Source organism: Thioclava sp. ISO4 (genome assembly GCF_058105145.1).
Genome location: NZ_CM176571.1, coordinates 3,929,144 through 3,948,873 on the forward strand (window position 1 = coordinate 3,929,144; position 19,730 = coordinate 3,948,873).

Below are 19,730 nucleotides of genomic sequence, written 5' to 3' on the forward strand. Positions count from 1 at the left end.
CTGCCTCCCTTTGCGGGCAGATTGCCTAAAGCTGCGCGTCAGGTCCAGTGGCGCAGATCGCCGCGCCCGAGAACCGCGCGCGCCTGCATCAGCGCCTCGGGCTGCACACCAAGGTCCTGCGCGCAATCGAGCACCACCTGATCGTCCTGCAGAACATGGTCGAGAACCCCTGCGAGGAAGTCCGGATCGCTCGCCTGCGCCCGCAAATCGTCCACGCTCGCCCCGGAATTGGCGAGGAACGCGCCGATCAGATCTTCACGACCGGCAAGCCAGCCGAGGGTCTGCAACGCGAGCGTATGAGCGTTTTCTTGCCGCATGACGGGTCCTTCTCTGTCGGGGGGAAACGCTTTGTTAACCTATAGACCGCTAAGGTCAAGAAAAGGCGCGATGAGAAGCTGGCGCAGTCGGGAACCGCCCGATGCAAGCCGCACCGCGTCGGAGGTTGAAGGAGTAGCGTTATATGCCGGGATCGATCCTCATCGTGGATGATGTGGCGACCAATCGCATTGTGCTTAAGGCGAAGCTGACCGGCGCGCGCTACAATACGCTGCAAGCCGCAAGCGCGGCGGAGGCGCTCGCCCTCGCCGCGGCGCAACGGCCCGGGCTGATCTTGCTCGACGTCACCTTGCCCGACATGACCGGAGAGGGCCTTATCGCCCGGCTGCGGGCGGACCCGCGGACCCGGCGCATCCCGATCATCGCGATGACGGGGCGCGATACGCCGGACCTGCGCGTGGCGCTGCTGCAGGCCGGGGCGAATGAGGTGCTGGCCAAACCCTTCGACGAACTTGTGCTGCTCGCCCGACTGCGCAGCCTGATCCGCGCCCATGTCGGCGACGAGGATTCGGCGCTGCGCGAGCAGACCTGCCGGGAACTCGGCTTCGCAGAGGCGGCGAGCGACTTCGTCCCTCTCGCACGGATCGCTCTGATCGCGCCCAACCCGTCCGAGGGACTGCGCTGGAAATCCGCGCTCGCGCCCCTGCTGACAACAAATCGGATTCTGCTGACCAGTTGCGACCAGCCCTGCGGCGACGAACCCACGCGTCGCGCCCCCGATCTATTCGTGATCGGCGCAGACCTTGCGCATCGCGGCGATGGGCTGCGGCTGATGTCGGAGTTGCGCTCGCATCCCGAAACACGTCATGCGGCGATCCTGATCGCCAGCCCGCCCGACGCGCGCGAGACGCAAGCCAGCGCGCTCGATCTGGACGCGGATGATCTGTTGCCCGCCGAGATGTCGACGCCGCTCGCCGCAAAGGAAGCCGCACTCCGGATCGGCGCGCAGCTTCGCCGCAAGCGCCTCTCGGATCAGTTGCGTCTCTCGGTCGATGAAGGTCTGCGTCTTGCGCTGGTCGATCCGCTGACCGGGCTGCACAATCGTCGCTACGTGAACGCGCATCTGTCGCGCATGTCCGACCGCGCGCGCCGCACGGGCCACGGCTATGCGGTGATGCTGCTCGACCTCGACCGTTTCAAATCAGTGAACGACACCTATGGCCACGGCGCGGGTGACGAAGTGCTGGCCAGTATCGCCCGCCATCTGCGCCAAAGCCTGCGCGACGTCGATCTCATCGGCCGCATCGGCGGCGAGGAGTTTCTCGTGGCGCTGCCCGACAGCTCTCTGGTCGAGAGCTGCCGGATCTCGGAACGGCTCCGGCACGAAATCGCACAGAGCAAGATCACGCTGCCCGACGGACAAATGACGCAGGTCACCATTTCGATCGGCCTCGCCTTCGGCGGCACACGCCATGACGATCCGCAGCATCTTATCGACGAGGCCGATGCAGCGCTTCTCTGCGCCAAGGGAAGCGGTCGAAACCAGGTCTCCCTCGCCCAGCACACAAACGCGGCCTGACCCGAAATAGAAGGGTCACGCCGCGCATGGGCAGGTGATGACACTGAGGGTTGGCGAATTTCCAAACGGTAAACGGTCGCGCCCTCTTGGGGGCGCCCGCCCGCCTGACCTCACGGCTTGGGCTTTGGGGTGTCCTCGCGGTCCTTCTTGCGCTTGTCGAACCGCGCAGCCCCCTCGCGCAGACGCTCGGCAAAGCTGTGCCGCGACTCGGCGCTCATCGCGTCGAGCCGGTCGAGGATCAGTTGCTCGCCGATATCGACCCGCTGCACCGTCCGCGCCTTGTGCCGCTCGAGCAGCTCGGCCACCTGCGCACGATCCCAAGGCTCCGCATCGATCGCAGCGATCAGCGCCGTCATGTCGCTGCGCGCCTGCCGCCGCATATCGCGGAACTCCGAGCCGCGCGCCTGCGCCGCCTTGCGCAGCGCATCGCGATCTTCCGGGCTCAACGCCCCGGTGAACGCGCCGAGGCTGACATCGCCCACGACCGGGCGCGGCGGATGCCGCTCATGCGCCAGCCAGCCGCCGATGAAGAACCCCAGCAAAAGCAGGTTCAGCACCGCCGACCCTATCAGCGCCCAGCGCAACCCTCGGCCATTTCGCGTCTCGGCAGCCGCCATCAGAACCCTCCTTCATCGGCGAAGGCGAAGGTGTCGCCCTCGGGTAGCAGGTTGACCGTGCCGAGGCTTTCGGTCGTGCTGCTGGCGTAAAACGGGCTGAGCGCGCCGATCTCGTCGGCCCCCACGAAGCCGATCCAGACACCGGCCAGAGCGGCCGTGACCAGACCGCCCATCGGAGCCCAGCCGCCGAACGCGCCGCGAAGCGCGTCCCAGATACCGGCCAAGACGTCAGGCCTGTCGGGCGCTGCAGCCGGGCCGGGGCGCGCAAATTCCGCTTGCTCCGCCTCCGCATCGGCAAGAACCCGGGCGAGGAACCCCGCCTCGGGCTCGGGCCCGCCCGCCGCGCGCGCCTCGCCGAAAAGCGTCTCCAGCGCCGCGTCTTCCAACGCGTCCGTCTCGCGATCCATGCGTTTGTCAGTCATCGCCAAACCCCAATTTCTCTCGCTGCCCCCGAAGCAGCTTGCTCAAAGCGCGTTTTCCACGCGCTGTCAGACTTTCCACGGCCTCGACGCCAGTTTCCATCGCGGCAGCGATCTCGGGATTGGACAAACCGTCGATATGTCGCAGGGTCACCGCGATCCGCTGCCGTTCCGGCAATTGCTCCAGCGCCGCTTCCAGCGCGGCCACACGGTCGCGCGCGATCAACTCGTCCAGCGCGCTCGCGCGGTCATCGGCCACCTCGGGCGCCTCATCCAGCCCCACGCCACGGCGCTTGCGCAGCCGGTCCGTCGCGAGGTTGGCCACCACCCGGTAAAGCCATGTCGAGACCTTCGCCTCGCCGGCGCGCCACTCCGGCGCAATCTTCCAGAGCCGCAAAAGCCCCTCTTGCGCGACGTCCTCGGCCTCGGCCGCATCGCGCAGATAGCGGTAGGCGAGCCGGTAGGCCAAGGGCCCGAAGCGCAGCGTCAACGCCCGCGCCGCCGCCGGGTCGCCCTGCGCGTAAAGCTCCAGCAGAGCCTCGTCCGAAGCCTCGTTCATCGCATCCAGTGCCATCGTCATTCCGTCAAAGGCCTAGCCTGCTTTCCCTGCGCATGCAATTTGACACGCAGCCGGGGCGCTTTGCCGCGCCCCGGCTCTTTTCACTGCTCGAAACTCAGTTCGTGGATCGGCCCGAGCCATCCGCCGGACCGTTGCCCGGACCTTGACCTTGGCCAGCCCCGGCGCCCGGCTGCATCGGCGGCGTGCCCTGCGGGCCCTGCCCCATCGGACCCTGACCCATCGGACCCTGACCCATCGGGCCGTCACCTTGCATCATCCGCCCGTAGCCGTCGCGGTCGCCTTTCCACCCCATACGGTCATGGCCATGGCGATCCCCTTTGCCCATGCGGTCATGGCCGTGGTAATCGCCCTTCCGGCCATGGTCGCGGCGGTCGCTCATCCGCTGCATGAACCGTTTGGCCATCTGCATCTCGTCGGCACTGATCGCCCCGTCATTGTTGCGATCCATCCGGTCGAACATGCGCGTCGGCATCGGATGCGCCATCAGCTCGGCCGCCGACAGCTCGCCATCGCCATTGCTGTCCTGCGCGGCGAAGCGCGCTTTCACGCGGGCCTCGATGCGGGCTTTCACCTTGGCCATCTCGGAATTGACGAGTTCCTCCTGCGAGATCATCCCATCGCCATTGGCGTCGAGCGCCTCAGCGTCGGCGGTTCGCTTGGCCTGGATTTCCTCCATCGTCACCTGACCGTCGCCATTGGTGTCGAAGCGGCTGATGTCGAAGCCGAAGCCGCGCCCGTCTTGATCGCGCATCGCGCCGGGCTGCATGTTCTGCCCCATACCATTGGCGGGGCCATTGCCAGCACCGTTGCCCGGTCCGTTGCCCGGCCCATTCCCGGGCATGACCTGCTGTCCCTGCATCTGGCTGCCGTTCTGGTTCTGCGCCACCACCGGCATTGCGAGGGTGATCGCGCTGCCTGCGAGGATTGCCGCGACGAGGGTCTGCCTGTTCATGACTTTCATTCGAAACTCCTGTTCTCGCTGCCACGGCACGTCTCGCGCCGTCGATGTTTGTCCAAACGGCGCATGCGCAGCATTCCGTCGCCAAACTCACGCATCCGTGATAGACCCGCCGGACTTTTCATCCGCCCCGGCTGCCGCCATACTGCCCCGCGAACGGGCGGAGAGAGACCGCCACAAGGGAGAGCGCAATGCAGTCGCATGACGAGTATCACGATGACCGCCCGCTGGGCCGCTCGATCGGGCGGGGCCTGCGCTGCCGCTGCCCGGCTTGCGGTAAGGGACGGATTTTGCACAGTTATCTCAAGGTGCGCGATACCTGCCCGTCCTGCGGCGAGGACCTCTCGCATCAGCGCGCCGATGACGGCCCGGCTTATCTGACGATCCTGATCGTGGGCCATCTCGCGATTCCGATGATGGCGGCCTATTTCATCGCCTTCCGCCCCGGCCCGTGGGAGATGATCTGGATTTTCGGCATCGGCTCGATGGTGCTCTCGGCGGTGCTTTTGCCGCTGATGAAGGGAATGCTGGTGGGCATCCAATGGTCGCGCCGGATGCATGGTTTTGGCGAAGGCGAAATCGTCCATGACTGACACGAGCCCCCCGGTCGACAAAACCGCGCTACGCGACGCGGCCAGCGTGATCGTTCTGCGCCGTGACGCGAATACGACGCCGAGCGTGCTGATGGGTCAGCGCGGTGCGGGGGCGGCCTTCATGCCGTCGAAATACGTCTTCCCGGGCGGCGCGCTCGACGCCACGGATTGGGAGGTGCCCTTCGCCTCTCCCCTGCCCGCGCCCGATCACGCGCGGCTCGAGGCCGATGCGCCCGAGGGGATCGGCGCGGCGCTGGCCGCTGCCGCTCTGCGAGAATTGTGGGAAGAGACCGGGCTGGTGCTGGGCGAGAAATCCATCTGGCCCGGCGCGGTGCCCACCGATTGGCAGGGCTTTGCCGATCTGGGCTTTCTGCCCTCGGCGGCCAATCTGCATTTCGTGTTCCGCGCGATCACGCCGTCCGGCCGCCCGCGCCGCTTCGATGCGCGGTTTTTCCTGATCGATGCGGGTGCGATCCAGGGCGATCTCGACGATTTCTCGCGCGCCTGCGACGAGCTTTCGCATCTGCATTGGGTGCCCCTGCCCGAGGCGCGAGCGCTGAACCTGCCCTTCATCACCGAGGTGGTGCTGGCCGAAATCGCCGCCCTCATCACCACCAAACACGCGCTTGGCACGCCGCATTCGGTGCCGTTCTTCGACAATCGCGGGCCGCGATCGGAGTTCCGGCGGATCGGGCTTTAGCGTCCCGCCAGCACGATCACGATCAGCGACACCACGACGAGCGCGATGCCCGCCCCTTCGCGCTTGTGCAGCCGCTCGTGGAAGACCAGCGCCGAGGCGAGCAGCGTGAACACGATCTCCACCTGGCCCAGCGCACGCACGAAGGCCGCGTTTTGCAGCGAGAAGGCGGTGAACCAGCCCGCCGAGCCCAGAACGCCGGTGATCCCCACCAGCACCGTGCGCCGCCACGCGCCGAACACGCGGGTCAATTCGCCCGGCTCGCGCAGTCGCAGATACAGCCCCATGCCGAGCGATTGCGCGAAGGTCGCACAGGCCAGCGCGACGATGGCGCGGGCGAAGAAGTCGAGCGGCTCCAGCTCCAGCGTCGCGCCGCGATAGAAGATCGAGGACAGGCCGAACAGCGCCCCCGCCCCGACGCCGTAAAGCGCCGCGCGCGGGTTGAAACCGCCTTCGGGCGGTTTGGTCAGGAACAGCACCCCCGCCAGCCCGATCGCGATCCCGATCCAGCCGATGGGCCCCACGAATTCGCCAAGGATGATCGCGGAGAACAGCGCGACCTGCACCGTCTCGGTCTTGGTGAAGGCCACGCCCACCGCGAAATTGCGCAAACCGAACAGGGCCACCGTCAGGAAGGTCGCCGCCACCTGCGCCGCCCCGCCCGCGATGACGAAACCCCAGAAGGGGCCGCTCAGATGCGGCCATGGCGTGTCCGTCGCGGCCAGAAAGCCCAGCGCCGTCACCGCCGCGAGCGGGAAGCCGAACAGGAACCGTGAAAACGTCGCGCCACCGACCGAGAGCTGCGCCCCCGCCAGCAGCTTTTGCAGCATGAAGCGGATGGTCTGAACGGCCGCCGCGAAAAGGGTCACCCAGACCCAGAGATGCACTGGCGCGTCGCTCACTTACCGACCCGCGTCATGTCATAGCCGTTGAAATCCATGACATCGCGCGCCGCCTTGATCAGATCGGGCCGTGGCGGGGTCTGCCGCGACAGGATCATTCCCCAACGGCCCGAAGGCGTGCCGAGCACCGCCACCCGATAATCGAAATCGACCCAGAGCACCCAGATCGGCTCACCGCCGAACGCGTCCTTCGCCAGCAGCCGCCCGCCCGGCCCGGTCAGCGTCACGGTCTCGTCGACGGCCGCAGGCTTGATCGCACAGCTGGTGCCGCGCAGCCGGTAGACGTTTTTGCCGTCCCACGCCCAGTTCTGCGTGCCCGAACAGCCCGGAATGCCGCTTTCGACGACATGCCATTCGCCACCGAAGCGCTGCGGATCGAAGAGCGACGCCGAAGAAATCAACGCGCCTGATTTCCGCAGCGACTGGGTCTGCGGTTGCAACGCACAGCCCGCGAGGGTCAGCGCGAGCATGCCGCCCAGCGCGCCAGTCTTCGTCCAGCTCATTGCACGCATAGCTGCATCGGGTAGCCCGCCTCGCTCATCACCTCGTTGCAGCCCAGAAGCGGCGTCACCGGCGCGCAGGTTTTCGAGCGTGCGAGGCATTCGCCCTCGCATTCGCTGCCCACCTGACAGCTTTTTCCGCTATCGGAGGTCATCTTAACGCAGATGAACGCCCCGTCGCGCGCGAGCCATTTGCCGCCGCGCGCGACGCATTCGAATTTCCCGGCATCGATCTTCTCCTGCCCGACCAGCGGCAGTTGCTCTGCCGTATCGGTCCCGTCAGCGGGGCCGAAGGGCTGGCAGCCCGCCAAGGCGAGCGCTGCGCACAGAAGGATCGACGCCCCGCGCATCAGTAGGGCATCGGGGAATGCTTGTGGAGTCCAGCGATCTTGTCGAGCAGCTCCTTCGGCAGTTCCACCCCTTCGGCGTCGAGGTTCGGCTTGAGCTGATCGACCGAGGTCGCGCCGACGATCGGGATCACCGGGAACGGACGGCTCATCACCCACGCAATCGCCATCGTCACCGGATCGAGGTCGAACTCCTTGGCGAGCGCGACATAGCCATCCGCGATCTCGAAAGCGCGCGGATTGGCCCGCCCGCCGAGATTGTTCACCAGCGACCGCCGGGTGTTGTCGGGGATCACGTCGCCCGAATATTTGCCCGTCAGGATACCCGCGGCCAGCGGCGAATAGGCCAGCAGCGTGACCTTCTCGTGATAGCCCAGCTCCCCCAGATCGAGGTCGTAGTAGCGGCACATCAGCGAATATTCGTTCTGGATCGACTGCACGCGCGGCCCTTTGCCCGCCTCGGCCAGCGCCAACCATTGCGCGGTGCCCCATGCGGTCTCGTTCGACAGGCCGAATTCGCGGATCTTGCCCTCTTTACGCAGGTCTTCGAGCGTCTCGAGACAGGCGCTCATATCGTCGAGCACCTCCTGCTTCGAGGGCTGCTTCGACGGATCGTAGCGCCACGTCTTGCGGAAGTGATACGAGCCGCGATTGGGCCAGTGGAACTGGTAAACATCGATGTAATCCGTCTGAAGACGGGTCAGCGAATCCGTCACCGCCTGCCGGATCCGGGTCGGGCTGATCTCGGGGCCGCCTTCGACCGCGTTCGAGCCCTCGCCGGTGATCTTGGTGGCCACCACCAGATCGTCGCGCTTGCCGCGCTTGGCCAGATAGGTGCCCACGATCTGCTCGGTCCGGCCCATCGTCTCGGCCTTCACCGGGTTCACCGGGTACATCTCGGCCGTGTCGAGGAAATTGACCCCGCGATCGAGCGCGAAATCGATCTGGTCATGGCCCTCGGCCTCGGTGTTCTGGCTGCCCCAGGTCATCGTCCCGAGACAAATCTCGGACACCATGATCCCGCTTTGACCAAGTTCCAGCTTGCGCATGCCCGCGCCCCCTTTGTCATATGATGTTGCGCGGACCCTGCCACCGGGTCGCGGGAAGGTAAAGGCCCCTGACCCGCGTGCTTCACTTGGCGTCGTGCTTACTCGACCCGGTCCATGTAGTCGCCGTAGCCCTCGGCCTCCATCTCCTCGTAAGGCACGAAGCGCAGCGAGGCGGAGTTGATGCAATAGCGCAGACCGCCCTGATCGCGCGGCCCGTCGGGGAAGACATGGCCCAGATGGCTGTCGCCATGTTTCGAGCGCACCTCGACCCGGGTCATGCCGTGGCTGGTATCGGTCAACTCTACGACATGATCGTCGATCAGCGGCTTGGTGAAGGACGGCCAGCCGCAGCCCGCGTTGTATTTCGTCGAGGAGGCGAAAAGCGGCTCGCCCGAGACCACGTCGACATAGATGCCCTTGGCGGCGTGGTTGTCATATTCGCCGGTGAAGGGCCGTTCGGTGCCGTTTTGCTGAGTGACGCGATATTGCTCGGGGGTGAGCTTCGCGATCGCCTCGTCGGATTTCTGCCAGTTGCTCATGATGGGTCTCCCTTTCGCGCCTGATCTAGGCGGCGCGCGGGCTTAGAAAACCCCTGCCGCCGCGTTTCGCTCGCATGTTCTACGGCGCAAGCCTACCATCCGGATCAGGAGGAGCCGACCATGACCACACCCGATCCCCGCGCCGATCTGGCCACCCACCGCGTCGAGAACCAGCCGCCCGCGCGCGGTGACGTCGATCTCTACGCCACGGACGCACCGCTGCGCGAGGCCGTTGCGCGCGCGGGCGGTCAAATCGAGGCGCTGTCGGATTACGGCCAGACGCTCGGCACCGTGGAGATGCGCGAGGCGGGCCGCGACGCGAACCGCTACCTGCCGGAGCTGCGGCTGTTCGATATGGGCGGGCGGCGGCTCGACGAGGTGCGCTTTCATCCCGCCTATCATCGCTTCATGGAGGCCGGGATCGGCGCGGGCTATGCCGCGCTGCCGTGGGAGGGCGCGAAGGGAGGCCACGCCACCCATGCCGCGATGGTCTATCTCGCAAGCCAGATCGAACCCGGTAGCTGCTGCCCGATGACGATGACCTATGCCGCGGTGCCTACCCTCGAAGCCACGCCCGAGATCGCCGCGCTCTGGCGCCCGAAACTGACGGCGCGCAGCTATGACCCGCGGGTGTTGCCGGTAGGCGAGAAGACCGGCGCGACGCTCGGCATGGCGATGACCGAGAAGCAGGGCGGCTCGGACGTGCGCGCCAACACCACGCGGGCCGAGCGCGCCGACGGGCATTGGCGGCTGACCGGGCATAAATGGTTCTGCTCTGCGCCGATGTCGGACGGCTTCCTGACGCTGGCGCAGACCGACAAGGGGCTCAGTTGCTTCCTCGTTCCGCGCTGGCTGGAAGGCGAGCGCAACGCAATCCGCATCCAGCGCCTGAAGGACAAGCTGGGCAATCGCTCCAACGCGTCCTCCGAGATCGAATATGAGGGCGCGGTGGCCCATCTTCTGGGCGAGGAAGGCCGGGGCGTCGCCACGATCATCGAGATGGTGCATCACACCCGGCTCGACACGGCGCTGGCCCCTGCGGGCCTGATGCGCGCCGCGATTTCCGAGGCGTATCACTGGGCCACGCATCGCTCCACCTTCCAGCGCCGCCTGATCGACCAGCCGCTGATGCGCGCGGTTTTGGCCGATCTGACGCTGGATTGGGAGGGCGCGCTGACGCTGGGGATGCGCGTGGCGGAGGCCTTCGACAGCGCCCGCCCCGAGGATCGCGCCTTCGCCCGGATCGGCGTGGCGCTCGCGAAATACTACGGCAACAAGCGCTGCCCCGTGGTGACCTACGAGGCGATGGAGGTGCTGGGCGGCATCGGTTACGTCGAGGACACGCCGATGCCGATGCTCTATCGCGAGGCCCCGCTGAACGGCATCTGGGAAGGCTCGGGCAATGTGATCTGCCTCGACATCCTGCGGACCTTGGCCAAGGAGCCGCTGGCGGCGGAGATGCTGCGCGCGGAGCTGGACGCCGCGCGCGGCACCGATCCGCGCTATGACGCGGCGCTGGCCGATCACCTCGCCCGCTGGCCCGCCCTGCCGCCCGAGGCCGAGGCGCGCTGGTTCGCGGAACGGCTGGCAATGCTCCTGACCGCGTCGCTGCTGATCCGAAATGCACCTGCGGCGGTGAGCGACGCCTTCGTCGCGACGCGGCTTGCGGGCGAGGCGGGCCGGACCACAGGGGCGATGGCGGGCAGCGATGTCTCTGCTATCCTGGGCCGGATCGCTGGCTGAGACGACGGAAGCCTCCGGCGGGGATATTTGGATCAAGGAGAAGGAGGGGCGCGATGAGCGAAGACCGGTATCTGATCCGGGCCGATGAGATCGCGGCTATGGAAGGGCTGGCAAAGACGCATTTCCTCAACCCGAATGCGCGGCGGATCAACAAGAGCCTTGGCGATGCGACGGGGCTGACCGGGATCGGGGTGCATATCATCGAGGTGGAGCCCGGCTGCGAGACCACCGAGTTTCACCGCCACTACCATGAGGACGAGGCGATCTTCGTGCTCAGCGGCGAGGCGACCGCGCGGATCGGCGAAGAACGTCACGCGATCGGGCCGGGCGATTTCATCGGCTACCGGGCGGGCGGCGCGGCCCATACGATCGAGAATACCGGATCGGAGTTGTTGCGGCTGCTCGTGATGGGCCAGCGCCTTTCCCATGACGTGGGCGACTATCCCGACTTGGGTAAACGGCTCTACCGCAATGCGGGAATGGCGTGGCAGATGGTGGATGCCGACGCGATCACGGAGGTCACGGCGGGGGCCAAGAAATAATGCCCCCAGCCGATGCTCACGCGTTGAACAGGAAGTGCAGGACGTCGCCGTCTTTCACTTCGTAGGTCTTGCCCTCGACGCGGAACTTGCCCGCCTCTTTCGCGCCCGCTTCGCCCTTGTTGGCGACGTAGTCATCGTAGGAGACCGTCTCGGCGCGGATGAAGCCGCGCTCGAAATCGCCGTGAATGACGCCCGCCGCCGCCGGGGCCAGCGTGCCCTTGCGGATCGTCCAAGCGCGGGCCTCTTTCGGGCCGACGGTGAAATAGGTCTGCAGGCCCAGCAGATCGTAGCCCGCGCGGATCAGACGATCGAGACCGGCCTCTTCCAGACCCATCTCTTTGAGGAACATCTCGGCTTCCTCGGCGTCGAGCTGCGAGATTTCCTCTTCGATCTTGGCCGAGATCACGACAGTGCCCGCGCCCTGCTCGGCGGCCATCTTGGCGACCGCTTCGGATTTCGAGTTGCCGGTCGCGGCGGAACCTTCCTCGACATTGCAGACATAGAGAACCGGCTTGGCGGTAAGCAGCTGCAGCATGTTCCACGCCTTGCGGTCGTCCTCGGACACCTCGACGGTGCGCGCGGGGCGACCGGCTTCCAGTGCTTCCTTCGCCTGCTCGAGAAGACGCATCGCCTCCTTCGCTTCCTTGTCGCCCGATTTCACCTTGCGGGCGAGGTTCGCGATGCGCTTCTCGAGGCTTTCGAGATCGGCGATCATCAGCTCGGTCTCGATGGTCTCGGCATCGGCCACCGGATCGACGCGGCCCTCCACATGGGTCACATCGCCGTCTTCAAAGCAGCGCAGCACATGGGCGATCGCATCGACTTCGCGGATATTGGCGAGGAACTGGTTGCCGAGGCCCTCCCCTTTCGAGGCACCCTTCACGAGGCCCGCGATATCGACGAAGGTCATGCGGGTCGGGATGACCTCTTTCGAGCCGGCGATCTGCGCCAGCGTGTCGATCCGCTCATCGGGAACGGCCACTTCGCCGACATTCGGCTCGATCGTGCAGAAGGGGAAATTCGCCGCCTGCGCGGCCGCCGTTTTGGTCAGCGCGTTGAAGAGGGTGGATTTGCCCACGTTCGGCAGACCCACGATACCCATCTTGAAACCCATTTCGCCCTCCTGTTTGTGGCTGCGCGCTTCTTATTCATTGGGCGCCCCCGGTGCAAGCGCGCGCGAGGGCCGGAATCGTGATAGGCTGACCTTCTTGTTCAGGGAGGCGACCGCGATGAGTTTCGAACCCTACATCCACTTTCAGGGAAACTGCGAAGAGGCGATGCGTTTCTATGCCGACCTCTTCGGCACCGAGCCGCCCTTCATCATGCGCTATGGCGACATGCCCGAGGCCAGCGAAGGCATGAGCGAGGCAGGCAAGGCGCGGATCATGCATGCGCTGATCAAGCTCGGGGACGGCGCACTGATGGCCTCGGACTGGCCCGAGGGGCGCGATCGCCCGCAAAGCTCGGTCTCGATCTCGCATGTCTCGGAGAACCGGGAGGCCGCGAAGGCGATCTTCGAGCGGCTGTTGGATAGGGCCGAGGAAGTGATGATGCCCTTCGACGACACGTTCTGGGCCGACGGGTTCGGAATGCTGCGCGACCGCTTCGGAACGGCGTGGATGATCAACGGCCCCTCGAAGATGTAGGCGCGGGCCGTCTGGGACGTCGCTACAACACTACACCGCGCGCGAGGCATTGATTTTCTCGCCCTCTTCGCGCAAACCGCTTCGGGACCAGCCGGAGGGACGCCATGACTCGCATCGACGCCAAATTCGCCAGCCTCAAGGAAGAGGGCAAGAAAGCCTTCGTCTCCTACATCATGGCGGGCGACCCGGATCTGGAAACCTCGCTCGAGGTGATGAAGGGCCTGCCGGCGGCAGGCGTCGACATCATCGAGCTGGGCGTGCCCTTCACCGATCCGATGGCCGACGGTCCGACGATCCAGCTGGCGGGCCAGCGCGCGCTCGACGGTGGGCAGACGCTTCAGAAGACGCTCGACATGGCAGCCGAGTTCCGCAAGACCGACGACACCACGCCGATCGTGCTGATGGGCTATTACAACCCGATCTATAACCGCGGCGTCGATCGCTTCTTGGAGGATGCGAAGGCTGCCGGGATCGACGGGCTGATCGTGGTCGACCTGCCCCCCGAGGAAGATGTCGAGCTTTGCATCCCCGCGCAGGCCGCCGGGATCAACTTCATCCGTCTCGCGACGCCGACGACCGACGACAAGCGTCTGCCGAAGGTGCTGCAGAACACCTCGGGCTTCGTCTATTACGTCTCGGTGACGGGGATTACCGGCTCTCAGGCCGCGCAGGCGACCGAGGTCGGCCCGGAAGTCGCCCGGATCAAGGCGAAGACCGATCTGCCGGTGATCGTGGGCTTCGGCATCACGACGCCCGAAGCCGCGAAGACCATCGCGGGCGTGGCCGATGGCTGCGTCGTAGGCTCGGCCATCGTGAAAGAGATCGCGGAGGGCAAGCCGGTGGCGGAGGTGCTGGACTTCGTGAAGGGCCTCGTGGGCGGCGCGCATTCGGCCTGAACGGCCACGCGCCGCTTAAGCGTGGCTCAGGGTTTCATGCGGTAGCCGATGCGCAGCCAGTACCAGCCAAGCCCCAGAACCACGACCAGTGCGGCGCAGATCACGGCCAACCCGTGCCACGGCGAGGCGTCGGAGACGCCGAGGAAGCCAAACCGGGCCATGTCGATCAGGTAGAAGACCGGGTTGTAATGGGTCAGGATCTGGAAGGCCGGCGGCAGCGCCTTGGCCGAGTAGAATGTGCCCGACAGGAACGACAGCGGCGTGATGATGAAGTTGGTGATTGCCGCCATCTGGTCGAACTTGTCCGCAAACACCGCCGCCAGAATACCCAGACCGCCAAGGAAGGCCGCGCCGAGCACGACCGCCGCAATCGCCCAGAACGGGTGCGCGATCCCCTGCCCCAGCACGGCAAACAGCCCGAGCCAGATCACGACCGCCACGATCAGCGCACGTGCCACCGCGCCGGTCAGATAACCCACGAGGATTTCCCACGGCGCAAGCGGCGGCATCAGCGTGTCGACGATATTGCCCTGCACCTTCGCGATCACGATCGAGCTAGATGTGTTGGCAAAAGCGTTCTGGATCACCGTCATCATCAGGATGCCCGGCGCGATGAAATGCAGGAAATCGACGCCCAGAACGTCGGCACGGTTGCGCCCGAAAGCCAGCGCGAAGACGGTCAGGAACAGACCGGCGGTGATCAGCGGCGCCAGCACCGTCTGCTGCCAGACCGCGAGAAAGCGGCGAATCTCGCGCCACCCCAGCATCCGCAGGCCCATCCAGTTCACCGCGCCAAAACGGCGCACGCCGATCTCGTACATCCTGATACTCCCGTTGTTGCCCGCTCCCTACACGCTCGCGGCCCGCAGCTCAACGTAGCCCGCGCACAGCTGGTTTCCCGCTTGCGCACTGCTCCGGACGTCCTCGCGGGCCTTGAAAAGCGGGCCTCGCGATTGTATCTCTGCGCTCTCCCGCTAAAATAGGGATAGAAACTGGAATGGCCTGCAAGACGGACTTGCAGGAAACCAAGGAAGGATGCCCATGTCCTGGACCGATGAACGCGTCGAATTGCTCAAGAAGATGTGGACCGAAGGCCAATCGGCCAGCCAGATCGCGAAAGAGCTGGGCGGTGTGACGCGCAACGCGGTGATCGGCAAGGTGCATCGCCTCGGCCTGTCGAACCGCACCGGCGGCGCAGCAGAGCCCGCGAAACCCGAGCCGAAAGCCAAGCCCGAGAAGGTCGAGGCGAAGGCAGAGAAGCCCGCCGCGCAGCCCGCAGCCGAGGCGCCCGAGCCCAAGCCCGCCGCGAAACCGGCAAGCCCCGCGCCCGCTCAGGCCGCAGCCCCGTCGGCCGCGCCCGCGCGCAAGGCGATCATCCCCGCCGGTCAGCCGCTGCCGCCGCAGCCCTCCGCCAATGAGATCGACCCGGCCGCGCTGGCCAAGGTCGGTGAGGTCGAGAAACACGCCAAGAAGCTTGGCCTGATGGAACTGACCGAGCGCACCTGCAAATGGCCGATCGGCGACCCCGCGACCGAGGAATTCTGGTTCTGCGGCCTGCCGAGCCAATCCGGCAAGCCCTATTGCGAGGCCCATGTCGGCGTCGCCTTCCAGCCGATGAGCTCGCGCCGCGACCGTCGCCGCTGAGGCAACCGCGATACGAATGACGAAGGGCGCCCCGCGAGGCGCCCTTTTTCTTTGGTCGTTTGGTCGGAGGGTCAGAACCGCCGGGTCCAACCCACCGAGGCCGAGAACTGGTGCATGTCCAATTCGACATCGCCGCCGAACATGCCCGGCCCTTTGACCTTATGCGGCGCGACATAGTTGATCGCGAAATCGAACGTGTCGCGCTCGTTGAGCTTCTTCGCCCCACCGAAGCTGAAATGATGCTCGACCACACCGGGTGCGAGCACGCCCAGCATCACGTCTTCCTTGCCGATCGGGTTCGTCGCGTAGGCATAGCCCGCGCGCCAGGTCATATCCGGCGTCTGCTGCCATTCCGCGCCGATCCGGATGACGTCCACATCATCCCAGCCAAAGCCCGCCCCGCCCTTGGCCCCGAAAAGCCCGTTGGTATTGGAATTCCCGACCGCAGCGATATTGCTGTAGAAGATCCGCTGGTAGTCCAGCATCAGCGCCAGATCGCTGCGCGGCTTGAAGGTGACGCCCGCGCTGATCGAGGCGGGAATGTCGAAGCTGCCCGCATCTTCGAAGAGCCCGGCATATTTGTCGAATTTCGACATCTTGAAGCGGGTCTGCCCCGCGAGGCCAACCGTGACCTGCGGCGAGATCTCGTATTTCAGACCGGCGCGCAGGCCGCCCCCGGTGGAAATGTCGTAGCCTCTGCCCGAGAAATTCGTTGGATCGACCGAGCTTCCCGAGAGTGACGAAATACCGCGTGCCGCGAAGCGCTGTACGGCAAAGGTCGGTGCGACACCCCAACTGAGATTGCCGTCCTTGCGCCCGTAACCGACCGAAACGAACATCTGCATCAGATCGACGCCCGCCTTGCCATCGCAGAAAATTCCGGTTGCGCCCCCGCAGTTCGGGTTCGCGACATCGGGGTAGCTCGTATTCATCCCGCCATTGCCATAGACCATGACGTTCAGCGCGCCGCCGCCTTCCAGCGGGCGGTTATAACCGAAATTCGGGATCGCAAACCAGTCATGCCCCGAATCTGCCCCACCATTGGGCAAAGGGGGGGACCCGTTCGCATCGAACCCCCGCCGCGGCGAGAAGGCCTCGAGCCCGAAGGTCATCGCGTGGCCGATATCGGCGATATTCGCGGGGTTGATCGCCGCCGACATCGGGTCGACCGAATAGGCCACCCCGGCCCCGCCGACACCGCGCTGCGCGGGCCCGTAGGCAAGGGCGAAGTAGCCCTCGGTCGCGCTTGCGACGCCCGGAACGCTCAACGCCAGGCACAGCGAAACCGCCCCCGCAAAACGGGGTAATTCAAACTTCTTCATTAGTTTCCTCCCTCTGAGCCGGTTGTCGCGCAGGCAGGCTCTCCCTTCCCCCCTGCGCCTCGGCTGTGCCGTTCGAAAAACAGCTTCAAATATTCAACTTTAAATATACCTGATCTGGCAAGCGTTTTCTCGTTTGCCGTGTGTCGGGCCGAAATCCGCCCCCCACGCCATGGGAATGCCATCCGTCACGCGGGGGGCTTTTCGGAACGCTCTGCAAGGGCTATATCGCGCGCCATGAGCACAAACCCTCCGAACCTGCGTCCCGATCTCGCGCCCCGCGCGCGCATCTCGGATGCCCCCCGCCCCGGTCAGCCGCTGATCGGGATGGTCTCGCTTGGCTGCCCCAAGGCACTGGTCGACAGCGAACGCATCCTGACGCGGCTGCGCGCCGAGGGTTACGCGATCTCGCCCGATTACGCGGGTGCGGATGCGGTGATCGTGAATACCTGCGGGTTTCTTGACAGCGCCAAGGCGGAAAGCCTCGAGGCCATCGGCGAGGCTCTGAATGAAAACGGCCGGGTCATCGTGACCGGCTGTCTGGGTGCGGAGCCCGAATACATCACCGGCACGCATCCTTCCGTGCTCGCCGTGACCGGCCCGCATCAATACGAGCAGGTGCTGGACGCGGTCCATGCCGCCGTGCCGCCCGATCCCGATCCCTTCGTCGATCTGCTGCCCGCGGCGGGCGTGAAGCTGACGCCGCGCCATTACAGCTATCTGAAGATTTCCGAAGGCTGTAACCACAAGTGCAAGTTCTGCATCATCCCCGACATGCGCGGCCGCCTCGTTAGCCGCCCGGCCCATGCGATCGTGCGCGAGGCCGAGAAGCTGGTCGGCGCGGGCGTGCGCGAATTGTTGATGATCAGCCAAGACACGTCCGCCTATGGCGTCGATATCAAACATGCCGAAGAGCGTGGCCACCGCGCGCATATCACCGATCTCGCGCGGGATCTGGGCTCGCTCGGCGCGTGGGTGCGGCTGCATTACGTCTACCCCTACCCGCATGTGCGCAACCTGATCCCGCTGATGGCGGAGGCTCAGGAAAACGGCGGCGGCGTGCTGCCCTACCTCGACATTCCGTTCCAGCACGCCCACCCGGATGTGCTCAAGCGGATGGCGCGGCCCGCGGCCTCGGCCAAGACGCTCGACGAGATCGCGGCGTGGCGCGCGGCCTGCCCCGATATCACGCTGCGCTCGACCTTCATCGTGGGCTATCCCGGCGAGACCGAGGAGGAGTTCCAGTACCTGCTCGACTGGATGGACGAGGCGCAGCTCGATCGCGTCGGCTGCTTCCAATATGAAAACGTCGAGGGCGCGCGCTCTAACACCCTACCCGATCACGTGCCCGACGAGGTGAAGCAGGACCGCTGGAACCGCTTCATGGAAAAGGCGCAGGCGATTTCCGAAGCGAAGCTGCAAGCCAAGGTCGGCAGCGTCCAGCAGGTGATCGTCGATGCGGTCGATGCGGAAGGCGCCACCTGCCGCACCAAGGCGGACGCGCCCGAGATCGACGGCAACCTGTTCATCGATGAGGATTTCGAGAATCTCAGCCCCGGTGATATCGTGACGGTCGAGGTCGATGAGGCCTCGGAATACGATCTCTGGGGAAGGCTCGTTTGATCCGCACTCTCGCTCTGCTCGCATTGCTTCTCGGCCTGTTGCCCGTCGCGGCGCAGGCTGGCGCATGCGCCATCGATGCCGCCCAAGGGCGCGAGATTGCGCAGGCGACTTCGCAACAGCGGCAAGCCCAAGGGCTGAACGCGCTCGCGACGGATCTGCAATTGACGCAGGCCGCAGCAACGCAAGGCTGCGACATGGCGCGCAAGGGCTTCTTCGATCACAAGGGCTCGGACGGATCGACCCCGCTCAGGCGGGCGGCGAAGGCTGGCTTCCGCGCCTGCCTGATCGCCGAGAATGTCGCGATGGGCCAGCGCGATCCGGGTGAGGTGTTCGACGCCTGGATGCATTCGCCCGGCCATCGCCGCAACATCCTGCTGCGCGGCGTGACCCGGATCGGCGTGGCGGTCGTGCCCCAGCGCGACGGCAAGGGCCCGTGGTATGTGATGGTGCTCGCGAAGCCCTGCTGAAGCTCAGGTCAGCCCTTCGGTGTCGATGTGGATGACCTCGCCGCAATGTTTGCAGTGGATCGCATCGGCATCGTGCAGGCTCAGCCCACAGGTCGGGCATTCATGGCGCACCTTCGTGGGCCGGAACAGCACCTGCGCGAGCCGCAAGAACAGCGTGACGCCGAAGATCATGATGGCGACCGAGATCATCCGCCCCCATTCGCCCTTGGGCGTAATGTCCCCGAACCCCGTCGTGGTCAGCGTGGTCACGGTGAAATAGAGCGCGTCGGCATAGTTCGAAATCTGCGGATTGATCCGCACCTGCGTGGCATAGATCAGCCCGGTCATCACGAAGAGGAACACGCCCAGATTGATGGCGGCGATGATGATTTCCTGATGATGGCGGAAGAATTTGAAGTCGTGCCGCAGCCGCGCCATGAGCTGATAGGTATGTAGCAGTCGCAACGTCCGCAGGATCCGCAGGAAGCCCAGCCCCTCCCCCGCGATCGGCGCGAGGAACGACCCGATCGCGATGATGTCCGCCCATGTCGCCGCGCGGGTCCAGAAGCGGACCTTCTCGTCCGAGATCGCGTAGCGGGCGAGGAAATCTGCCACGATCACGATGCCGATCACCGCATCGATGACTTCGATCGTGACCGTGTGCGGGAAGAAGGAGGTGACGATGACGAAGAGGATCGTGGCAAGGTCGAAGGCCAGAAGCGCATAACGAAACGCATGGGCGCGGCGAGAATCCTCCTCGTAGTAATGGTGCAGCGTCTTGAGCATCGTCTCTCCCATCGTCTTCGCTCAGGGAT

General features: G+C 65.5%; 24 protein-coding genes. 10 read left to right on the forward strand and 14 right to left on the reverse strand.

Going from position 1 to position 19,730, the window contains the following annotated elements:
* Positions 1 to 38 precede the first annotated feature (38 nt).
* Positions 39 to 317 (reverse strand): DUF3572 domain-containing protein, encoded by a 279-nt coding sequence (locus tag AC2TZ7_RS19100; RefSeq protein WP_078542139.1) that lies wholly within the window; start codon positions 315 to 317, stop codon positions 39 to 41.
* A 143-nt stretch (positions 318 to 460) separates the two neighbouring features.
* Here AC2TZ7_RS19100 and AC2TZ7_RS19105 point away from each other — a divergent pair, with 143 nt between their 5' ends.
* Positions 461 to 1,855, forward strand: coding sequence for a diguanylate cyclase (locus AC2TZ7_RS19105; protein WP_489865394.1), 1,395 nt, complete (start codon positions 461 to 463; stop codon positions 1,853 to 1,855).
* A 110-nt stretch (positions 1,856 to 1,965) separates the two neighbouring features.
* On the opposite strand, the gene AC2TZ7_RS19110 is transcribed toward AC2TZ7_RS19105, so the two are convergent.
* The 4 genes from AC2TZ7_RS19110 to AC2TZ7_RS19125 all read right to left on the reverse strand — a co-directional run bounded on the left by AC2TZ7_RS19110 (position 1,966) and on the right by AC2TZ7_RS19125 (position 4,432).
* On the reverse strand, positions 1,966 to 2,472 hold the full coding sequence (locus AC2TZ7_RS19110; RefSeq protein WP_489865395.1) for a periplasmic heavy metal sensor: 507 nt from the start codon (positions 2,470 to 2,472) through the stop codon (positions 1,966 to 1,968).
* Positions 2,472 to 2,894: a dihydroorotate dehydrogenase gene (locus AC2TZ7_RS19115; RefSeq protein ID WP_489865396.1), complete on the reverse strand. Its 423-nt coding sequence runs from the start codon at positions 2,892 to 2,894 to the stop codon at positions 2,472 to 2,474. Before AC2TZ7_RS19115 ends, AC2TZ7_RS19110 begins: the two co-directional genes overlap by 1 nt.
* Complete coding sequence (locus AC2TZ7_RS19120; protein ID WP_075774043.1) at positions 2,887 to 3,471, reverse strand: RNA polymerase sigma factor; 585 nt, start codon at positions 3,469 to 3,471, stop codon at positions 2,887 to 2,889. The genes AC2TZ7_RS19115 and AC2TZ7_RS19120 overlap by 8 nt, the downstream gene beginning before the upstream one ends.
* A gap of 94 nt (positions 3,472 to 3,565) precedes the next feature.
* Positions 3,566 to 4,432 carry an EF-hand domain-containing protein gene (locus tag AC2TZ7_RS19125; RefSeq protein ID WP_489865397.1) on the reverse strand — a complete coding sequence of 289 codons (867 nt, stop codon included), beginning with the start codon at positions 4,430 to 4,432 and terminating at the stop codon, positions 3,566 to 3,568.
* A 188-nt stretch (positions 4,433 to 4,620) separates the two neighbouring features.
* On the opposite strand from AC2TZ7_RS19125, the gene AC2TZ7_RS19130 reads away from it, so the two are divergent.
* Positions 4,621 to 5,022: a DUF983 domain-containing protein gene (locus tag AC2TZ7_RS19130; protein ID WP_347429844.1), complete on the forward strand. Its 402-nt coding sequence runs from the start codon at positions 4,621 to 4,623 to the stop codon at positions 5,020 to 5,022.
* Positions 5,015 to 5,722, forward strand: coding sequence for an NUDIX hydrolase (locus AC2TZ7_RS19135; protein WP_489865398.1), 708 nt, complete (start codon positions 5,015 to 5,017; stop codon positions 5,720 to 5,722). Before AC2TZ7_RS19130 ends, AC2TZ7_RS19135 begins: the two co-directional genes overlap by 8 nt.
* Here the strand turns inward: AC2TZ7_RS19135 and AC2TZ7_RS19140 are convergent.
* The 5 genes from AC2TZ7_RS19140 to msrB form a co-directional block, all read right to left on the reverse strand.
* Complete coding sequence (locus AC2TZ7_RS19140) at positions 5,719 to 6,621, reverse strand: DMT family transporter (protein WP_489865399.1); 903 nt, start codon at positions 6,619 to 6,621, stop codon at positions 5,719 to 5,721. The genes AC2TZ7_RS19135 and AC2TZ7_RS19140 overlap by 4 nt on opposite strands.
* The gene (locus tag AC2TZ7_RS19145; protein ID WP_489865400.1) at positions 6,618 to 7,124 is read right to left on the reverse strand and encodes a lipocalin family protein; all 507 of its coding nucleotides are present in this window, start codon (positions 7,122 to 7,124) and stop codon (positions 6,618 to 6,620) included. The genes AC2TZ7_RS19140 and AC2TZ7_RS19145 overlap by 4 nt, the downstream gene beginning before the upstream one ends.
* The gene (locus AC2TZ7_RS19150) at positions 7,121 to 7,471 is read right to left on the reverse strand and encodes a hypothetical protein (RefSeq protein ID WP_489865401.1); all 351 of its coding nucleotides are present in this window, start codon (positions 7,469 to 7,471) and stop codon (positions 7,121 to 7,123) included. Before AC2TZ7_RS19150 ends, AC2TZ7_RS19145 begins: the two co-directional genes overlap by 4 nt.
* Positions 7,471 to 8,517: an aldo/keto reductase gene (locus AC2TZ7_RS19155; RefSeq protein WP_489865402.1), complete on the reverse strand. Its 1,047-nt coding sequence runs from the start codon at positions 8,515 to 8,517 to the stop codon at positions 7,471 to 7,473. The genes AC2TZ7_RS19150 and AC2TZ7_RS19155 overlap by 1 nt, the downstream gene beginning before the upstream one ends.
* Before the next feature lie 98 nt (positions 8,518 to 8,615).
* Positions 8,616 to 9,056, reverse strand: coding sequence for a peptide-methionine (R)-S-oxide reductase MsrB (gene msrB, locus AC2TZ7_RS19160; RefSeq protein ID WP_489865403.1), 441 nt, complete (start codon positions 9,054 to 9,056; stop codon positions 8,616 to 8,618).
* A 120-nt stretch (positions 9,057 to 9,176) separates the two neighbouring features.
* Between msrB and AC2TZ7_RS19165 the strand changes: the two genes are divergently transcribed.
* Positions 9,177 to 10,799: an acyl-CoA dehydrogenase family protein gene (locus AC2TZ7_RS19165; RefSeq protein ID WP_489865404.1), complete on the forward strand. Its 1,623-nt coding sequence runs from the start codon at positions 9,177 to 9,179 to the stop codon at positions 10,797 to 10,799.
* A 53-nt stretch (positions 10,800 to 10,852) separates the two neighbouring features.
* Positions 10,853 to 11,341, forward strand: coding sequence for a cupin domain-containing protein (locus AC2TZ7_RS19170; protein WP_489865405.1), 489 nt, complete (start codon positions 10,853 to 10,855; stop codon positions 11,339 to 11,341).
* Positions 11,342 to 11,357: 16 nt separating this feature from the next.
* On the opposite strand, the gene ychF is transcribed toward AC2TZ7_RS19170, so the two are convergent.
* Positions 11,358 to 12,455: a redox-regulated ATPase YchF gene (gene ychF, locus AC2TZ7_RS19175; RefSeq protein WP_489865406.1), complete on the reverse strand. Its 1,098-nt coding sequence runs from the start codon at positions 12,453 to 12,455 to the stop codon at positions 11,358 to 11,360.
* A 115-nt stretch (positions 12,456 to 12,570) separates the two neighbouring features.
* Here ychF and AC2TZ7_RS19180 point away from each other — a divergent pair, with 115 nt between their 5' ends.
* Complete coding sequence (locus AC2TZ7_RS19180) at positions 12,571 to 12,987, forward strand: VOC family protein (RefSeq protein ID WP_489865407.1); 417 nt, start codon at positions 12,571 to 12,573, stop codon at positions 12,985 to 12,987.
* Positions 12,988 to 13,091: 104 nt separating this feature from the next.
* Positions 13,092 to 13,883, forward strand: a complete 792-nt coding sequence (gene trpA, locus AC2TZ7_RS19185) for a tryptophan synthase subunit alpha (protein ID WP_489865408.1) — start codon at positions 13,092 to 13,094, stop codon at positions 13,881 to 13,883.
* A gap of 26 nt (positions 13,884 to 13,909) precedes the next feature.
* On the opposite strand, the gene AC2TZ7_RS19190 is transcribed toward trpA, so the two are convergent.
* Complete coding sequence (locus tag AC2TZ7_RS19190) at positions 13,910 to 14,704, reverse strand: ABC transporter permease (protein WP_078548792.1); 795 nt, start codon at positions 14,702 to 14,704, stop codon at positions 13,910 to 13,912.
* A gap of 220 nt (positions 14,705 to 14,924) precedes the next feature.
* Here AC2TZ7_RS19190 and AC2TZ7_RS19195 point away from each other — a divergent pair, with 220 nt between their 5' ends.
* Positions 14,925 to 15,527: a GcrA family cell cycle regulator gene (locus AC2TZ7_RS19195; RefSeq protein ID WP_078542153.1), complete on the forward strand. Its 603-nt coding sequence runs from the start codon at positions 14,925 to 14,927 to the stop codon at positions 15,525 to 15,527.
* A 71-nt stretch (positions 15,528 to 15,598) separates the two neighbouring features.
* On the opposite strand, the gene AC2TZ7_RS19200 is transcribed toward AC2TZ7_RS19195, so the two are convergent.
* On the reverse strand, positions 15,599 to 16,849 hold the full coding sequence (locus AC2TZ7_RS19200) for an OmpP1/FadL family transporter (RefSeq protein ID WP_489865409.1): 1,251 nt from the start codon (positions 16,847 to 16,849) through the stop codon (positions 15,599 to 15,601).
* A gap of 234 nt (positions 16,850 to 17,083) precedes the next feature.
* On the opposite strand from AC2TZ7_RS19200, the gene rimO reads away from it, so the two are divergent.
* Positions 17,084 to 18,469, forward strand: coding sequence for a 30S ribosomal protein S12 methylthiotransferase RimO (gene rimO, locus AC2TZ7_RS19205; protein WP_489865410.1), 1,386 nt, complete (start codon positions 17,084 to 17,086; stop codon positions 18,467 to 18,469).
* Entirely contained in the window at positions 18,466 to 18,936 is a 471-nt protein-coding gene (locus tag AC2TZ7_RS19210; protein WP_489865411.1) for a CAP domain-containing protein, read from the forward strand. Before rimO ends, AC2TZ7_RS19210 begins: the two co-directional genes overlap by 4 nt.
* A gap of 3 nt (positions 18,937 to 18,939) precedes the next feature.
* Here the strand turns inward: AC2TZ7_RS19210 and AC2TZ7_RS19215 are convergent, their stop codons facing one another.
* Entirely contained in the window at positions 18,940 to 19,701 is a 762-nt protein-coding gene (locus AC2TZ7_RS19215) for an ion channel (RefSeq protein ID WP_489865412.1), read from the reverse strand.
* Between the last annotated feature and the right edge of the window lie 29 nt (positions 19,702 to 19,730).

Excerpts from the sequence above, each read along its gene's own strand:
- AC2TZ7_RS19115 (WP_489865396.1), bottom strand. The coding sequence starts at position 2,894 with ATGACTGACAAACGCATGGATCGCGAGACGGACGCGTTGGAAGACGCG.
- AC2TZ7_RS19120 (WP_075774043.1), bottom strand. The coding sequence starts at position 3,471 with ATGACGATGGCACTGGATGCGATGAACGAGGCTTCGGACGAGGCTCTG.
- AC2TZ7_RS19145 (WP_489865400.1), bottom strand. The coding sequence starts at position 7,124 with ATGAGCTGGACGAAGACTGGCGCGCTGGGCGGCATGCTCGCGCTGACC.
- AC2TZ7_RS19200 (WP_489865409.1), bottom strand. The coding sequence starts at position 16,849 with ATGAAGAAGTTTGAATTACCCCGTTTTGCGGGGGCGGTTTCGCTGTGC.
- rimO (WP_489865410.1), top strand. The coding sequence starts at position 17,084 with ATGAGCACAAACCCTCCGAACCTGCGTCCCGATCTCGCGCCCCGCGCG.
- AC2TZ7_RS19135 (WP_489865398.1), top strand. The coding sequence starts at position 5,015 with ATGACTGACACGAGCCCCCCGGTCGACAAAACCGCGCTACGCGACGCG.
- AC2TZ7_RS19130 (WP_347429844.1), top strand. The coding sequence starts at position 4,621 with ATGCAGTCGCATGACGAGTATCACGATGACCGCCCGCTGGGCCGCTCG.
- ychF (WP_489865406.1), bottom strand. The coding sequence starts at position 12,455 with ATGGGTTTCAAGATGGGTATCGTGGGTCTGCCGAACGTGGGCAAATCC.
- AC2TZ7_RS19155 (WP_489865402.1), bottom strand. The coding sequence starts at position 8,517 with ATGCGCAAGCTGGAACTTGGTCAAAGCGGGATCATGGTGTCCGAGATT.
- AC2TZ7_RS19170 (WP_489865405.1), top strand. The coding sequence starts at position 10,853 with ATGAGCGAAGACCGGTATCTGATCCGGGCCGATGAGATCGCGGCTATG.
- AC2TZ7_RS19180 (WP_489865407.1), top strand. The coding sequence starts at position 12,571 with ATGAGTTTCGAACCCTACATCCACTTTCAGGGAAACTGCGAAGAGGCG.
- AC2TZ7_RS19105 (WP_489865394.1), top strand. The coding sequence starts at position 461 with ATGCCGGGATCGATCCTCATCGTGGATGATGTGGCGACCAATCGCATT.
- AC2TZ7_RS19195 (WP_078542153.1), top strand. The coding sequence starts at position 14,925 with ATGTCCTGGACCGATGAACGCGTCGAATTGCTCAAGAAGATGTGGACC.
- AC2TZ7_RS19190 (WP_078548792.1), bottom strand. The coding sequence starts at position 14,704 with ATGTACGAGATCGGCGTGCGCCGTTTTGGCGCGGTGAACTGGATGGGC.
- msrB (WP_489865403.1), bottom strand. The coding sequence starts at position 9,056 with ATGAGCAACTGGCAGAAATCCGACGAGGCGATCGCGAAGCTCACCCCC.
- AC2TZ7_RS19215 (WP_489865412.1), bottom strand. The coding sequence starts at position 19,701 with ATGCTCAAGACGCTGCACCATTACTACGAGGAGGATTCTCGCCGCGCC.
- AC2TZ7_RS19110 (WP_489865395.1), bottom strand. The coding sequence starts at position 2,472 with ATGGCGGCTGCCGAGACGCGAAATGGCCGAGGGTTGCGCTGGGCGCTG.
- AC2TZ7_RS19165 (WP_489865404.1), top strand. The coding sequence starts at position 9,177 with ATGACCACACCCGATCCCCGCGCCGATCTGGCCACCCACCGCGTCGAG.
- AC2TZ7_RS19125 (WP_489865397.1), bottom strand. The coding sequence starts at position 4,432 with ATGAAAGTCATGAACAGGCAGACCCTCGTCGCGGCAATCCTCGCAGGC.
- AC2TZ7_RS19150 (WP_489865401.1), bottom strand. The coding sequence starts at position 7,471 with ATGCGCGGGGCGTCGATCCTTCTGTGCGCAGCGCTCGCCTTGGCGGGC.
- trpA (WP_489865408.1), top strand. The coding sequence starts at position 13,092 with ATGACTCGCATCGACGCCAAATTCGCCAGCCTCAAGGAAGAGGGCAAG.
- AC2TZ7_RS19100 (WP_078542139.1), bottom strand. The coding sequence starts at position 317 with ATGCGGCAAGAAAACGCTCATACGCTCGCGTTGCAGACCCTCGGCTGG.